General features: G+C 72.3%; 15 protein-coding genes. 5 read left to right on the top strand and 10 right to left on the bottom strand.

Translation table 11 applies throughout. The features are described 5' to 3' along the window. Positions 1-15 precede the first annotated feature (15 nt). Positions 16-891 carry an alpha/beta fold hydrolase gene (locus BN6_RS04505; protein WP_015098359.1) on the top strand — a complete coding sequence of 292 codons (876 nt, stop codon included), beginning with the start codon at positions 16-18 and terminating at the stop codon, positions 889-891. A gap of 15 nt (positions 892-906) precedes the next feature. On the opposite strand, the gene BN6_RS04500 is transcribed toward BN6_RS04505, so the two are convergent. From BN6_RS04500 to BN6_RS04475, 7 genes are all read right to left on the bottom strand, one after another. Beyond that, entirely contained in the window at positions 907-1,203 is a 297-nt protein-coding gene (locus BN6_RS04500) for a hypothetical protein (RefSeq protein WP_051075437.1), read from the bottom strand. A gap of 8 nt (positions 1,204-1,211) precedes the next feature. Then, positions 1,212-2,051 (bottom strand): RecB family exonuclease, encoded by an 840-nt coding sequence (locus BN6_RS04495; protein WP_015098357.1) that lies wholly within the window; start codon positions 2,049-2,051, stop codon positions 1,212-1,214. Between the two features lie 98 nt (positions 2,052-2,149). After that, positions 2,150-3,007, bottom strand: coding sequence for a PHP domain-containing protein (locus BN6_RS04490; RefSeq protein WP_015098356.1), 858 nt, complete (start codon positions 3,005-3,007; stop codon positions 2,150-2,152). 14 nt (positions 3,008-3,021) lie between these two features. Beyond that, entirely contained in the window at positions 3,022-3,582 is a 561-nt protein-coding gene (locus BN6_RS04485; RefSeq protein ID WP_015098355.1) for a PH domain-containing protein, read from the bottom strand. Positions 3,583-3,625: 43 nt separating this feature from the next. Continuing rightward, on the bottom strand, positions 3,626-3,784 hold the full coding sequence (locus BN6_RS47365; RefSeq protein ID WP_015098354.1) for a hypothetical protein: 159 nt from the start codon (positions 3,782-3,784) through the stop codon (positions 3,626-3,628). A 766-nt stretch (positions 3,785-4,550) separates the two neighbouring features. Next, a complete protein-coding gene (locus BN6_RS04480) occupies positions 4,551-5,630 on the bottom strand; it encodes a DUF2332 domain-containing protein (protein WP_015098353.1) in 1,080 nt (359 codons plus the stop codon). Between the two features lie 73 nt (positions 5,631-5,703). After that, a complete protein-coding gene (locus tag BN6_RS04475; protein WP_408005330.1) occupies positions 5,704-6,273 on the bottom strand; it encodes a MaoC family dehydratase in 570 nt (189 codons plus the stop codon). 232 nt (positions 6,274-6,505) lie between these two features. On the opposite strand from BN6_RS04475, the gene corA reads away from it, so the two are divergent. Together corA and BN6_RS04465 are read left to right on the top strand one after the other, a co-directional pair. Next, complete coding sequence (corA, locus tag BN6_RS04470) at positions 6,506-7,588, top strand: magnesium/cobalt transporter CorA (RefSeq protein WP_015098351.1); 1,083 nt, start codon at positions 6,506-6,508, stop codon at positions 7,586-7,588. A 181-nt stretch (positions 7,589-7,769) separates the two neighbouring features. Continuing rightward, entirely contained in the window at positions 7,770-8,366 is a 597-nt protein-coding gene (locus BN6_RS04465; RefSeq protein ID WP_015098349.1) for a hypothetical protein, read from the top strand. A 4-nt stretch (positions 8,367-8,370) separates the two neighbouring features. Here the strand turns inward: BN6_RS04465 and BN6_RS04460 are convergent, their stop codons facing one another. Then, the gene (locus BN6_RS04460; protein WP_015098348.1) at positions 8,371-9,456 is read right to left on the bottom strand and encodes a DUF2332 domain-containing protein; all 1,086 of its coding nucleotides are present in this window, start codon (positions 9,454-9,456) and stop codon (positions 8,371-8,373) included. Between the two features lie 107 nt (positions 9,457-9,563). Between BN6_RS04460 and BN6_RS04455 the strand changes: the two genes are divergently transcribed. Next, on the top strand, positions 9,564-10,244 hold the full coding sequence (locus tag BN6_RS04455; protein WP_015098347.1) for a metallophosphoesterase family protein: 681 nt from the start codon (positions 9,564-9,566) through the stop codon (positions 10,242-10,244). After that, positions 10,244-11,092 (top strand): ParB N-terminal domain-containing protein, encoded by an 849-nt coding sequence (locus BN6_RS04450; protein ID WP_015098346.1) that lies wholly within the window; start codon positions 10,244-10,246, stop codon positions 11,090-11,092. The genes BN6_RS04455 and BN6_RS04450 overlap by 1 nt, the downstream gene beginning before the upstream one ends. 1 nt (position 11,093) lies before the next feature. Here the strand turns inward: BN6_RS04450 and BN6_RS04445 are convergent, their stop codons facing one another. Both BN6_RS04445 and BN6_RS04440 read right to left on the bottom strand, forming a co-directional pair. Then, entirely contained in the window at positions 11,094-12,065 is a 972-nt protein-coding gene (locus tag BN6_RS04445) for a hypothetical protein (protein ID WP_148302726.1), read from the bottom strand. Between the two features lie 394 nt (positions 12,066-12,459). Continuing rightward, complete coding sequence (locus BN6_RS04440) at positions 12,460-13,353, bottom strand: SDR family NAD(P)-dependent oxidoreductase (protein WP_041311917.1); 894 nt, start codon at positions 13,351-13,353, stop codon at positions 12,460-12,462. Between the last annotated feature and the right edge of the window lie 93 nt (positions 13,354-13,446).

Raw genomic sequence — 13,446 nt, 5'->3', positions numbered from 1 at the left:
GGCACACTTCGAGACGTGCACTCGCAGCTCAGCCCGCACCGCGCGCACCGCGTCGACCTGCCCGGCCGGTACGGTCCGGTCGCCGCCCTGCGCGCGCCCGCGGCCGGTGTCGACATCGGCGCGACGGCGTTGCTGGTGCCCGGCTACACCGGGTCCAAAGAGGACTTCGCGCCGCTGCTCGACCCGATCGCGGACGCCGGTCTGGAGGTCGTGGCGATCGACCTGCCCGGCCAGTACGAGTCGGCGGGCCCGGTCGCCGAGGCCGACTACCACCCCGGTCCGCTGGGCGCGGCGGTGGCCGAGCTGGTCGGCAAGCTCACCGCGGACGGCCGGCGGGTGCTGCTGCTCGGCCACTCCTACGGCGGGCTGGTGTGCCGGGGCGCGGTGCTCGCGCAGGCCCCGATCACCGGGTTGACGCTGCTGTCGTCGGGGCCCTCGGAGCTGCCGCCGGGCGAGCGCCGGCTCGCGCTGGAGCAGGGCGAACCGCTGCTGCGCGAGCAGGGCGTCGCGGCGTTGTACGAGTTCACCCTCGTCCGCGCCGCGCTGAACCCGCAGTGGGCGCTGCTCCCGGAGGGGCTCAAGGACTTCTACCGGTCCCGGTTCGGCCGCTCCACGGCCGCGGGCCTGCTCGGCATGGGCGACGCGCTGCGCACCGAGCCGGACCTGGTGGCGAAGCTGGCGCGGTCGCTGCGCTCGTCGGGCACGCCGTGCCTGGTGGTCTGCGGCGAGCTGGACGACGCCTGGTCGGCGGCCGCGCAGCGGGACATGGCCGAACGCCTCGACGCCGACTTCGCCGTCCTCAAGGGCGTCCTGCACTCGCCGAACACCGAGGCCCCCGAGGCGCTGCTGGCCACCCTCCTGCCGACCTGGCGGGCCTGGCTCAGCGCCTGACCACCCGGGCCTGGCTCACGCCCACCAGAACACCCACAGCGTCGTAGCGCCGGCCACCAGCACCGCCAGGCCGCACAGCCCGGCGACCCAGCCGGTGCGCCGGTCGGCGACGACCTGCGCCACCACGGCCACCGCGGCGGCCAGCAAGTGGCCCAGCACCACGCCCACGCCCGGTCCGGGCAGGTCGTGCAGGCCCGCGTAGACCTGCACGCCGATCAGCGCCAGCGCCAGCAGCACGAGGCCCACGGCCACGCTGCCGCCGACCCCGCGCCACGTCCGCAGCACGCGCGGCTCGGTCTCCACCATCGTCACGGCTCTCCCTACGGCGCGAGCAGAGCCCACGGGTCGAGTGTCGGTGCCGCCTGCTGCCCCTCCGGGCAGCTCCGGCGGAAGTCGCACCAGGTGCACTGGTTGCCGGTGCGGGGCGGGTAGAGGATCTCCGGGTCGCCGCCGGCGGCGAGGGTGTCGGCGGCCAAGCCGATCTCGTCGGCGGCCTCCTCGGCCCGCGAGACGTGCCGCGCGAGGCTCTCGTCGGTGTGCTCCCACACCGCGACCGCCCCGGTGGGCAGGTGGTGCAGCTCCACCCGCCGGCACGGCTTGCGCAGGGTCCGCCGGGCCGCCAGGGCGTACAGCGCCAGCGCCTGGGAGCCGCGCGCGTCGTCCGCGCTCAGCGCGTGCCGCCCGGTCTTGTAGTCGACGATGACCAGCTCGCCCTCGCGCAGGTCGATCCGGTCGACCCGGCCCTCCGCGACGATCCGGGCGGTCGGCGTGGACACCCAGCGCTCGATGCCCAGCGGCTCGATCGACGTGTCGAGCCCGCCGACGTAGTCGCGCACCCAGCCCTCGGCGCGGCCCCGGTACACGGCGGCCTGCTCGGCGTCGCGGAACCCGTCGTTCTTCCACTGGCGGTGCAGCTGGGCCACCGCCTGCTCCGGGGTGCGGCGCTCGGCCGGCAGGTCGAACAGCGCCTTGAGCGCGTTGTGCACGACCGCGCCGAGCGTGTTGTGCGCCCACGCGCCGCCGCGCGGCGGTGTCGGCCGGTCCACGTAGGCCATGCGGAACCGGCGCGGGCAGTCCGCCCACGTCGAGAGCTTCGACGGGGTGACCCGCACGAGCTTCTTCGGCATCGCGCCGAAATCGAACCCCAGCTGTTCCTGCACGACACCAAACTACCGAGGTGGACCGACAGTCCCGGCACTGCCCGCGCACGGCGCAGCGGCCCTTCACACGGTCGGCGCAGCGCTCCGGCACGGTCGGCCTAACCGACCAGCACCTTGCACCCGGTCGCCCGGTCGGCGATCGCGTCCAGCACGTCGGGTGATGTGGTCTCGGCACCGATCCGCACGGTTTTGTTGGTGCCGTGGTAGTCCGAGGAGCCCGTCGTGAGCAGTCCCAGCTCGCCCGCGAGCCCGCGCAGCCGCGCCCGGGTCGCCGGGTCGTGGTCGGGGTGGTCGACCTCGACGCCGGCCAGCCCGAGGTCCGCGAGGTCGGCCACCACCCCGTCGGACACGATCGGTCCGCGCGAGGAGGCGAACGGGTGGGCGAGCACGGTGACCCCGCCCGCCTCGGTGATCATCTCGATGGCCCGCGCGACCGGGGTGTCGGTGCGCGGCACGTAGTACCGCCCGCCGGTCAGGTACCGGGCGAACGCCTCGTCCACGCTGGTCACCACACCGGCCCTGATCAGCGCCATGGCCAGGTGCGGGCGGCCGGCGGGCGCGTCGGCGGGCATCGCCGCCATCAGCTCGTCGGGGTCGATGGGGAAGCCGTCCTCGACCATCCGCACCGCCATCCGGCGCAGCCGGTGCCGTCGTTCGGAGCGCAGCCGCAGCTGCTCCTCGACCAGGGCGGGCGAGGTGGGGTCGTAGAGGTAGGCGAGCAGGTGGACGGTGATGACCCTGCCTCGACCGTCGTCCGACGCGCAGGACAGCTCCGCGCCGCGCACCAGCCGCAGGCCCGGGGGCAGCGCGTCGGCCGCCTCCGCCCAGCCGGCGGCGGTGTCGTGGTCGGTCAGCGCGACGGCGGACAGACCGGTGGCCGCCGCGGCGGCCACCAGTTCCGCGGGCGTGTCCGTGCCGTCGGACTCGGTCGAGTGGGTGTGCAGGTCGATGCGCACCCGCCCAGTCTGACCTACGGCACCATCTTCTTCCCGCGCGCCGCCCGCTGCGCCTTGATCATCGAGAACCGCTCGGCCTGCGCCTTCTTGTCGCCGAAGGTCAACTCCGAGATGGCGTCGTACACCTCTTCGGGGTTCGGCAGGAACTCGATCCGGTTGAGCGCCTGGATCTGCCCCGCCGACTCCACGACCAGGGTGCCGAAGCCGAACATGCGCCCCAGCACCGTCCGCTCGTAGGTGAGGTCGGTGACCTTGCTGATCGGCATCATGGCCACCTTGGTCTCGAAGACCCCCGACGAGATCATGAACCTCTTGTCGGTGACGACGATCCGCTCCACCCACCACTCCATGACGAAGTACGCCAGCCTGAGCAGCACGAACAGCGCCGCGTACCAGAGGATGTTCTGGACCACGCCGGCGTTGTCGGGCAGCAGGTAGGAGATCATCATGGCGCCGGCCAGCAGGGCCGCCGCCTCCAGGAGATCCCAGAGCAGACTGCTCCAGTGCCTGCGGACCCGGATGACCCGACGCTCCGTGGGGAGCAGGTACTCGTCGGGGTCTCGTGGTGCGAACATGCCTCAGACCTGACCCTTCGCCGGGGGAGAGGAGCCGGGCGACTCAGAACAATTGTTTCACGAAGGTGATGAGCGCCTCAGCGGCTCCCTTCAGCGTGTTCAGCACGTTCTGGACGAGCTGAGCCGCCTGCTGGGGTTCCGCGATCAGGAAGAACAGGACCAAGCCGACCCCGGCGAAAGTGAGAATCTTCTTCAGATTCACGGTGATCAACCCCGTTCGCTACCCGCACCCTTGTGGCGCCAGTGAAAACCGTTGTACCGCACGGCGCGGCACCTTGGGAGTTTTGTACCGCACCTGGGGTAGCGACCAGCACCGCCGTTCCGGTGTGACTACAGCGGGTGACTGTGACGGCCGAACGTGACCGCTTGATCCGCTGTGTTGGCGGTGTCGCCCCTGACTCGATCGGGCGACTACTACTCGTGCGGAGGACGAATCCCCCAGGTGAGGGACGGTGCCTGGTACCGGGTGGACGAGTCGGGCCCGGAGCGGGGGAGGTCCGGGCCGGCGGCCGCCGATTTCGGGCCGGAACCCGACTCTCCGTGACCATCGCTACGTCGATAGGGAACGTCACCCAACCGGCGGCACAGGGGGTCCGCGACCAGGCCTGCCTGGTGCGATCGGGTGCGCTCCGAGCGGGGGACGGCACCGCGGGACCCCACTTGGAGCGGGCTGCGATCTTGGACACACTTCCGCTCGTCCGCGGCCCCGGATGGCCTTCCGGGGCCCGGAACAGCACCCGCGCACGCGCTCGACTTCGTCCGATCGGGGCAGGTGACGCCGCGTGCGACCGGTCCGCCGGCGGCAGCCCCGACCGGGCGCTCCCCGAACGTGCGGGCCGCCCCGGAACGATCACCCACCGCCATGCCGCACCGGCCGCCCGGACTCCCCGCCCCACGGCGCGGAACCGCATTCAAGCGGAGAGATCACCCGTCCGGGCCACGGCCGGCCCGCCCGTCGCGGTCCGGGGTCAGGGCAGCCAGACCAGCCGCTGGCCGTGCAGGGCGGTCTTGGCGAGGGCCTTGGCCGACACCACCTCGCCGCCCTCGAACCGGACCAGCCCGAGCACGCCGAACGCGGTGTCGCCCTGCTCGAGGTCCTCCCGGCCGGGCAGCACGTGCTCCAGCCCGGCCGCGTAGCTCTCGTGGCTGACCCACCAGGCCGGCCGGTCCAGCGCCCGCAGCGCGCGCACGAACTCCCCGCCCGGCACGTACGGCAGCACGTTGCTGGTCACGACCACCAGCGGCAGGTCGGCGGGCACCTGCGCGGCGGCCGCGGCGAGGTCGTCCACGGCGTCGCCGGCCACGAACGTCGGCGGCGACTTGCGCTGCACGGTGGCGGCCACGCCGAACAGCCGGAGCCGTTCGGGCTGGTCGGCCCACACGCACGCCTCCAGCCACGCGTAGCTGTCCTCGTCGGTGAGGTCGGCGGGCGCGCGGTCCAACCCGACCTTCGCCGCCACCTTGACCGCCTTGGGGATCTTGGGCAGTTCCGCGCCGGGCGCGAGTTCGAGCGCGCAGTGCAGCCCGAGCGCGGCCTTCGCCGGGCCCGCGGCCACCTGCCCGGCCTGCTCGGTCTGGTACCGGTAGCCGTACTGGTCGAGCCCGAGCAGCAGGCCCGCGGAGCAGCCGACCTCCAGCAGCCCGACCGGGCCCTTCACCATGGCCACCGCCGGGTACAGCAGCGCCGCCCGGCGCACCTCGTTGGTCTGGGTCGACCGGGCCGCGATCAGCGCCCGCATCCGGTCGGCCCGCTCCAGCACGAACTCCCGGAACAACGGCCAGGTGCGCTCGTCCGCGCCGAAGGTGCCGCCCAGCGACGGGTAGTAGTTCGACAGCTCGTGGAACGGCTCGGCCTGCACCAGCCGGTGCGCCGCCGCCAGGAACAGCGTCGCGTGCGCGAAGCGCTCCGGGGCGGCGGTCAGCAGCCCGGCGACCTCCGGGTCGGCGGCGGCGTGCCCGGCCAGGTGTTCGTAGAGCGGCGAGACGCCCGGCGCCTCCAGCTCGGCGAACCGGGACAGTCGCCGCCGCACCAGGTCCAGGGCAGTCACGTCACTCCTTCGTCCTTCGTCGGACCCCCGGCGGCCGTTCGCGCGGACCGGTCGACCGCCATCCTCCCCCGGCTCAGCCGGTGACCGGCTCGGGTCGGCCCGGCTGCTCGCCGCCGCGGCTGTCGCCGTACGAGCGCTTGGGCACCATCACCTTGCGGCGGAACACGCAGACGACCGTGCCGTCCTGCTTGTACCCGCGGGTCTCGACGTAGACCACACCCCGGTCGTCCTTCGACTTCGACGGGGTCTTGTCGAGCACCTCGGTCTCACCGTAGATGGTGTCGCCGTGGAAGGTGGGCTTGATGTGCTTGAGCGACTCCACCTCCAGGTTCGCGATGGCCTTGCCCGACACGTCCGGCACCGACATGCCCAGCAGCAGCGAGTAGACGTAGTTGCCGACCACCACGTTCTTGCCGAAGTCGGTGGTCTCCGCCGCGTAGTGCGCGTCCAGGTGCAGCGGGTGGTGGTTCATCGTCAGCAGGCAGAACAGGTGGTCGTCGTACTCGGTGACCGTCTTCCCGGGCCAGTGCTTGTAGACCGCGCCGACCTCGAACTCCTCGTAATAACGCCCGAACTGCACCGCACGCCTCCGTTGGCTCGTGGTGGGGGTCTGTGATCGAGCACCCCACGACCGGGACGACAGTGTGAACTCGGGAGGAGTACCCTCGGCAACTGGTCTGTGAGCGACTCCACCGCCGCGGACGACCGACCCGAGGAGGTGAGGGCTGCCGATGAGCAACGATCCCCATCCTGCGAGTACCTCGCGCGTCCTCCGCGGAGGGTCGGCTTCCCACAGCTAGGCCCAGTGCTGTCCGGTCGGGGACGTGCCGTCGTCATCTTGTTCCGCGAGTCGACGCTCCCTGTCTGGAGGACCCGTGCCCAGCTTGCCCTCGCTCGGCGGCCGGAGAGCCCGCGTGCCCGACCGCGACCGCCCTTCGGTCCCGATCCCGGTGCCGCTGTCGGCGTACGTGGTGGACTGCGGCGTCTACGTCGACGGCGAGCGCCTGTCCGGCCGGTGGTCGCACACCGACGCCGTGGACGAGGTGCGCCGGCGTGGCGACGGGTTCGTCTGGATCGGCCTGCACGAGCCGGACGAGGAGCAGATCCAGGGCGTCGCGGAGACGTTCGGGCTGCACGAGCTGGCCGTCGAGGACGCGGTGCACGCCCACCAGCGGCCGAAGCTGGAGCGGTACGACAACACGCTGTTCATGGTGCTCAAGACCGTGCGGTACGTGCAGAACGCGTCCCCCGACACGGCCAACGAGATCGTGGAGAGCGGCGAGATCATGGTCTTCCTGGGCCGCGACTTCGTGGTCACGGTCCGGCACGGCAACCACTCCGGGCTCGCCGCGGTGCGCCGCGAACTGGAGTCGGACGCCGAGAAGCTGCGGGTCGGCCCGGCCGCGGTGCTGTACTCGATCGCCGACCACGTCGTGGACAACTACCTCGAGGTGACCGACCACATCGAGGACGACATCGACCAGATGGAAGCGCTGGTGTTCGCGCCGCGCAGCCGGATCAGCGCCGACCAGATCTACCTGATGAAGCGCGAGGTGCTGGAGCTGCGCCGGGCGGTGATGCCGCTGGCCGTGCCGCTGCGCCGGCTCGCCGAGGGCTACACGCCGCTGATCCCGGAGCAGGTCCGGTCGTACTTCCGCGACGTCGACGACCACCTCACCGAGGTCTCCGAGCGGGTGATGAACTTCGACGAGCTGCTGACCACGCTGGTCGACGCGACGCTCGCCAAGATCACGCTCCAGCAGAACTCGGACATGCGCAAGATCTCGTCCTGGGTGGCGATCATCTCCGTGCCGACCATGGTCGTCGGCGTGTACGGGATGAACTTCGACTTCATGCCGGAGCTGCACTGGCGCTACGGCTACCCCATGGTGATCACCATAATCCTGGTCGCCTGCCTCACCCTGTACCGAATATTCCGTCGGAACCGCTGGCTGTAGCCCCCAGTCCACCCCGACCCGACGGGACGTCCCGACCATGACCAGAATGCTGACCAACCTCCGGTTCTGGATCCTCGCCTTCCTGATCGGCTGGCTGACCACGGTCACCCTGCTGATCGCCACCGGGAACTAGGGGAGATCACTCCCCCGCGCCCCACCTCCAGTGCGGAGGTGGGGACCGATGAACACCAGACTGGCGCCGAGCCGTCCGCTGCACCGGACGGTCGTCGTGTTCGACATCGCCGGCTACGGCAGACGTGACAACCGCGCGCAGGTACGGGCGCGGGCGGCGCTGCACACCGTGGTGCGACGGGCTTTCCGGGCCGCCGGGGTGCCCCGGCGGCGGCTCGTCACCGAGGACCGGGGCGACGGGCTCATCGTGCTCGTGCCGCCCACAGTGTCCAAAGTAGACGTTCTGGAGCCGCTGGTCCCGTTGCTGGGCGCGGAACTGCTCGGCGTCGCGGAGCGGATCCGGCTGCGGATGGCGGTGCACGCGGGCGAGCTCGTGCGCGACCCGTACGGCTGGGTGGGCGCGGACCTCAACACCGCGTGCCGCCTGGTGGACAGCGCTCCCCTGTACGAGGCGCAGCACGCGACCCCGGAAGCGGACCTGGTGGTGATGGTGTCCGACGTGGTGCACCGGGCGGTCGTGCGCCACGGCTACCGGGGAATCCGAACGACCGACTACCGCCCGGTGCGCGTGGTGTGCAAGGAAGTCGATGAACCCGCGTGGGTTCACGTCCCGCCCACTGCCCTGCGCCCGAGCCGCACCACCTGACCCCTCAGCTCCAGGGCCGGGTCTGCCAGACGAACGGGATGCCGTGCCCCGCGCCCGCGCCCAACCGCAGCGAGATCCCGCTGGGCCACAGCTTCAGCAGCAGCTGGAAGTCGTACCGGGTCCGCTCGTGCGTGCGCCTGGGCTCGAACACCAGCAGGGCCAGCGGTGCCATCGGGGTCGCGCGGGCCGCCGCGTCGGCCAGGATCGACCGCCCCATGGCGCGGTCCGCCGGCGACACGTACTGCCACACCACCGAGTGCCACACCACGGTGAGCACGTCCCGCTCCGGCCGCGCCAACTGCTCGGCCAGCCACTCCGGCCCGGTCGCCCGCCGCACCGGCACCGGGTCGAGCTGGGCCAGGCCGACGGCGGCTTGCAGGCGTTCCCACCGCCACCGCTGGTCCGCCCACACGAACGACGACAGGTGCAGCCGGCCGTCGTCGGTGCACACGTCGACCGGGTTCAGGTCGCAGCCCGCCCGGCGCACCACCCGCAGGTTGTGCGACAGGTCCACCTCGGGGCGGCCGGTCCACCCGGTGTCGAGCACGAACGGGCTGCCGACGTCGCCGAAGACCTCCTCGCCCACCCGGTAGGCGATCCGGTGCGGGCGCAGGTTCAGGCCGCCGGACGCGCCCACCTCCAGCAGCCGCACCGGGAACGTGGTGCGCCGGCCGACCGCGTCGGCGACCAGGTGCGTCGCGGTCTGCAGGCCGCCGAACAACGGAGCGTTGCGGCCGGGTTCGTTGGTCTGCACGACGGTCGCGTTGACCAGCGCGCGCAGCTCGTCCACGTGCTCGTGCAGCACCGGCAGGGCGTCGTCCCACAGCGTGTCCAGGTGCGGCTCGCCGCCCGCGGTCGGGTAGTGCTTGGCCAGGCACGGCGCGCGGCCCTCCAGCACCGTCCGGTGCAGGGCGCTCGCGAACCTCAGCCCGGGGACGGTGCCCTTGCGGTCGCACTCCGCACCCGCCATCACCTGCGCGGTGATGCCGCCGCGCGCCAGATCGTCCGCCGCCGACACCAGCAGGGTGTGGGTGAGCGGACTGTGGTCCCGACAGCCGCGAGCCGCGTCGAGGAACATCTCGGCGAGCACACCCCGGACGCTAGTCCGAATCGCGCCGGGCGGCAGCAGGCGAAACGTGCATTTCACCCTTTCACCGACGAGGTGTCGCGCGCGGTCACCGGCCTTAGGCTCGACGGATGCCGAAGGTGCTCGCGGTGGCGGACGAGGTGGTCGAGCAGCTGTGGACCGAACAGGTGCGCCGGCACGACGTCGACCTGGTCGTCGCGGCGGGCGACCTGCCGTTCGACTACCTGGAGTTCCTCACCTCGGCGCTGGACCGGCCGTGCGTGTTCGTCCCCGGCAACCACGACGTCGACCTGAGCGGCTACTCGAACGTGCGCGGCCTGTGGACGCGGGCCGGCCTCCCGTCCCGCTGGCCCGGCCCGGCGGGCGCGGTGAACGCGGACGGCCGGGTGGTCGACGTGGCCGGGCTGCGGATCGCCGGCCTGGGCGGCTCGATCCGCTACAACGACGGCCCCAACCAGTGGACCGAGCGGCAGCAGGCCCGGCGGGTGCGCCGGGTGGCCCGGCTGGCGGCGTGGCGCGGCCTGCGCGACGGACGGGCCGTGGACGTCCTGCTCACCCACTCGCCGCCGCTGGGCTGCGGCGACGAGCCGGACCCGCCGCACCGTGGCTTCGCCTGCCTGCACGACGCCGTGCACCGGCTGCACCCGCCGCTGATGCTGCACGGCCACATCCACCCGCACGGCACACCCCGGCCGGACCGCTTGCTCGACCGCACGCGCGTGGTCAACGTGGTGGGGTACAAGGTGCTGGACGTGCCCGTGAGCGGGCCGGCCGGAGAGGAGGGCGGCTGATGCGCCGCGACACCGGGTTCCCCGCCGCCGACGCGGAGAACGACTTCCTGCGCGCCCGGCGCGGCCAGGTGATGTCCCGCCTGGCGGCGTGGCTGCGGCGCGAGCCCGACGACGTCAACATCATGCTGCCGTTCCACGAGGTGGTGGAGGCGCTCGGGATGCTCGGCGAGCGCCGGCTCGGCCTGCGGACCATCCGGCTGGACTCGATCGTGGGCAGCGTCGACCGCACCCGCGACTTCGACCGCCGGTTCCGGCCGACCTCCGCGCGGGTGCGGGAGCGCTGGCAGCGCCTGGCGCTGGCCGCCCGCCGGGGCGAGGCGGTGCCGCCGATCGAGGTCTACCGGGTGGGTGACCTGCACTTCGTCCAGGACGGCCACCACCGGGTGTCGGTCGCGCACGCGCTCGGCCTGACCGTGATCGACGCGTACGTGACGGAGGTCGTGACCCGGGTGGCGGCCCACGGCATCCGGCACCGGGGCGACCTGATCGTCAAGGACTACCGCCGGCTGTTCCTGGAACGCGTGCCGCTGGCCGGGCAGGCCCGCACGGCCGTGCTGCTGTCCGACCCGTGGGAGTACGCCGAGCTCGGCGAGCACGTCGAGGCCTGGGGCTTCCGCCTGATGCAGGACGAGGGCGCGTTCCTGGACCGCCCGACCATCGCCCTGCGCTGGTACACCGAGGAGTACGTGCCGGTGGTCGGGATGCTGCGCCAGGCCGGCCTGGTCGGCGACCGCACGGAGACCGAGGCCTACATGTGGGTGGCCGCCGAGCGCTACCGCCTCATCCGCACCCACCGCTGGGACCAGGACGTCATCGACACCATCCGGTCCAGCCGCCACCGCCCCTGACCTACCTCGGCCCCTCCAGCCGGGGCAGCGGGCGGGCCTGGTCCATCACCCGGTCGGCGTAGCTGTCCAGCAGGCGGGTCGCCACCTGCTGCGAGTACCCCAGGATCACCGCCCACAGCAGCAGCGCCGCCTGCGAGGCCACGCCGATCAGCCCCGTCGTCACGCCCGCGCCCAGCGCCAGGATCCCGATCACCGCCAGCGCCGACCCGAGCAGGATCTTGATGGTGGCCTGGTAGCCGATCATCACGTACGGCGACAAGCTCGGCCGCCGGCGCAGCAGCAGCACCACCGCCGACAGGATCGCCCCGAACGCGCCCAGCACCTGGATCAGCCACACGTCGACGCCGGCCGCGTTCTTCCCCGACGGGCACACCGTCGGCAGCCGCTCGGACCCCACGCACATCGGGATCATCCCCGGGCTCACCAGCCCGATGACGCCCAGCAGCGTGTTCACCGCGAGCAGCACCACCGACGCGGCGATCAGCTTGTTGCGCAGCGCCCGCGACCCGACGTGCGCGAAATCCGACTTGTCGAACGACGCCCGCAACGCGTCGACCACCAGCTCCCGCTCCACCACCAGCGGGAACTCGCCCGGCCGCAGCTCCTCCAGCGCGATCCGCCGCGGGTCGTCGTCCTCCAGGTTCTCCGCGACCCGCGCCCGCAACCCCGGTAACCGCCCCAGGAACCCGCTGCCGGCCGCGACGACCGCGATCTCCGCCTCGTGCAGCGACCGCCAGGCCCGCTCGATGTGCCACCCCGACCACCACGAGGCCACCGTCCGCCAGCGCGGCTCGTGCCGGGTGACCATGTCCTCCACGACGGCCGCCTCCTGCTCGGCGACCAGCCGCCACTGCGCGCTCTCCGGGTCGAGCGGGTCCGGCGGCCCCAGCGCGGCCAGGTCGGCCCGGACGCGGTCCAACCGCGACTGGACCACCAGCCGCCAATCGGTGACCCTCGGCCTGCGCGCGGGCATGACCCGATGGTGGCACCGGAGTACGGCCCCGCCAGAATCACCTGACCGGGTGATCGAGCACGATTTCCCGCCCCACGGCCGAATTTCACCCGACTGCCCGGCCCGCCTCCTCCCCACCGGCGACCAGTCCCGCGGACGTGGACGGCCGGCACCCGCTCCACTCCTCGGCGGAACCCTGGTCGGCGAACCCGTCGGGGCCCGGCATCCGTGCCGGTAGATGGTCGTGGACGCGCACGCCCCAACGCCTCTCGGACGACGTCGGCGCGGCATGCGTCAGGTTCCGACCGCACCCCTCAGGCGGTCGGCACCGGACGCACGCCGCTCCTCCTGGGAAGTGCCACCGCGCGGGGGCGGCACTTCCACGCCTCGGACGGGCCGCCCGAGGCCCCGCCCCTCACACCGCTGTCTGGCCGGGCTGCTCCACCAGCTCGCGCAGTCGCGGCGGCATCCGCTTCTCCAGCCCGAACGGTTCCAGGTGGGCCTGGAGCACGCCGTCGAACGCCCGTTTCACCGACGAGGTGTCCCAGGTGTCGCTCTCCAGGATCGGCTGCTTGAAGAACGGGTGCCCCACGAGGTGGAGCTGCCGGCCGTTGCACCGGACGATCTGGCCGGTGATCCCCTCGGCGGCGTCGCTGAGCAGGAACAGCACCAGCGGCGCGACCTTGCCGGGGGTGCGGTCGGCGGGGATCGCCCGCAGTGACCGTTCGGACCGCCAGACCATGCGGGTGTGGGCGACCGGGCACACCGCGTTGACGCGGATCCCCTCGCCCTCCAGGTCCAGCGCCCAGGACGTGCTCAAGGACGCCACCGCGCCCTTGGTCGCCGCATAGGTGGACAGTTTGCGCTGCCCGAAGAACGCCCCCGACGAAATGTTGACGATGGAACCACCGCCCTGTTCGCGCATCACGCGCATCGCGGCCATTCCGGTGTATATGACACCCAGCAGGTTGACCTCGACCGTGCGACGCACCGATTCGGGGTCGTCCTCCCACGGCAGGGTCTCGTAGTTCAGCCCGGCGTTGTTCACCAAGCCGTCCAGCCGGCCGAACTCGGTCAGGCACATTCCGACGATCTTCTCCGCCTCGGTCGGATCGGCCACCGTGTGCGTGCTGGCGACCGCCCGCCCGCCGTACCCCCGGATGTGCTCCGCCACCTGTTCGGCGAGGTCAGCATCGACATCGTTGACCACGACCGCGGCGCCCGACTGCGCCGCGTGCATCGCGTAGGCCTCACCCAGCCCGCGCCCCGCACCGGTGATCACGACCGCTTTTCCGTCAAGAATCCCCATCGCGCGCTCTCTTCTGTGCTCGGCGGTCTCCCCTGCCCCGACGCCGTTGATCGGGGTTATCCCCGCCTTCGACCAGCGTGCGGACGGACAGCA

Source organism: Saccharothrix espanaensis DSM 44229 (genome assembly GCF_000328705.1).
In the GTDB taxonomy this organism is placed as follows: Bacteria; Actinomycetota; Actinomycetes; order Mycobacteriales; family Pseudonocardiaceae; genus Actinosynnema; species Actinosynnema espanaense.
The sequence above is the reverse complement of the archived record's forward strand: the minus strand, read 5'-3'. Positions and strand labels throughout refer to the sequence as shown.